Raw genomic sequence first — 1,384 nt, 5'->3', positions numbered from 1 at the left:
GTAATCACCCGGTTGGCACCGCCTGCCCGCATTTGCCCAGATGGGCTAAGACACGTGCATAACGACGTCGCTAACGACGTGTCTTATGCGGAGGTGTTATGCGGGGCGAAATTCTCGGGATTGAACGGCGGCGTCGTTGGAGTGATCAAGATAAGCTGTTGATCGTGTCGTCTGTCGGCATCGATGGGGCGACGGTCACGCAGGTGGCGCAGCGCAACGATGTTACCCGGCAGCAGATCTACGCTTGGCGGCACGAGCTGAAGAAGAAAGGACTATGGTCCCCGGAAGAGGGTGCCATCTTCCTGCCGATAGGTGTTCCCGCCATCGAGTGCGCGCCGGAGGCGCCGGTCCCGGCAGCAACCTCGGTATCGGTTGAATTGGGTCTGGCCAAGGGGCGCACACTTCGGTTTGACAGCGTTATGGATGAGGCCACGTTGATGCAGCTGATCCGTGCGGTGGAGGGGGCATGATCGGGCCCGGGACCGGAGTGCGGGTCTACCTGGCCTGTGGGGTTACCGACATGCGCAAGGGGATCGCAGGGCTCTCCACGATCGCGCAGGACGTTTTGCGACAGAAGCCTGCCAGCGGGGCGGTCTTCGTCTTCCGCGGACGCCGCGGCGACAGGATCAAGGTGCTGTATTGGGACGGCCAGGGGTTTTGCCTCTATTACAAGGTGCTCGAGCATGGCCGGTTTCCGTGGCCGATGGCAACCGAGGGTGTGGCAAGACTGACCTCGGCCCAGTTGGCAATGCTTTGGGAAGGAATCGACTGGCGCAGGCCCGACTGGGGTGCGCCCCCGGCTCGGGTCGGGTAATTTATCTGTCTGAAATGCCGTGTTTTTATGGCGCTCTGCGGCATGATTTGCTATAAATAGGCATGTCGCAATCGCCTGTAGATATGCCCGATGACCCCATCGTTCTGAAGGCGATGATTGCTGCCCTGCAGGCCGAAAACGCGAAGATGTCGGCGACGCTGCGCGCGCATGATCTGCTCGTGCAAGCGCTGCGTATCCGGATTGCCAAGCTCAAGAAACAGAAGTTCGGCGCCAGCTCTGAAAAGATCGAGCGCGAGATCGAACAGCTCGAACTGGCGCTCGAAGACCTGATGATCGCTACGGCGGAGGTTGGTGACGCGTCCTCCGAAGACGACGAAACCCTGGAGCAAGACCCTCCATCCGAAGAGGGTGAAACCCCATCGGAGAAGAAACCGCGCCGTCGTCCAAGGGTGTCAAAGAACACGCCACGCGAACGCCGCGAACTTGATCCCGGCGACAATTGCCCGGAGTGCGGCGGGGATCTGCGCGTGGTCGGCGAAGACGTCAGCGAATTGCTCGACATGATCGCAGCGCAAATCAAGGTGATCGAGATCGCCCGGGTGAAGAAGT

The 1,384-nt window shown here is 60.5% G+C and carries 3 protein-coding genes; all 3 read left to right on the top strand.

Annotated elements, in window-relative coordinates; translation table 11 throughout:
- Positions 1–98 precede the first annotated feature (98 nt).
- The gene (tnpA, locus tag V8324_RS21880) at positions 99–470 is read left to right on the top strand and encodes an IS66-like element accessory protein TnpA (protein WP_336421995.1); all 372 of its coding nucleotides are present in this window, start codon (positions 99–101) and stop codon (positions 468–470) included.
- Positions 467–814 carry an IS66 family insertion sequence element accessory protein TnpB gene (gene tnpB, locus V8324_RS21875; protein ID WP_336421994.1) on the top strand — a complete coding sequence of 116 codons (348 nt, stop codon included), beginning with the start codon at positions 467–469 and terminating at the stop codon, positions 812–814. The genes tnpA and tnpB overlap by 4 nt, the downstream gene beginning before the upstream one ends.
- Positions 815–876: 62 nt before the next feature.
- Positions 877–1,384: IS66 family transposase zinc-finger binding domain-containing protein (locus tag V8324_RS21870; protein ID WP_336421993.1), on the top strand; the 508-nt coding region annotated here is incomplete at its 3' end.

It is taken from the genome of Roseovarius sp. D22-M7 (genome assembly GCF_037083785.1).
In the GTDB taxonomy this organism is placed as follows: domain Bacteria; phylum Pseudomonadota; class Alphaproteobacteria; order Rhodobacterales; family Rhodobacteraceae; genus Roseovarius.
This window is presented reverse-complemented; position numbering and strand designations above follow the sequence as displayed.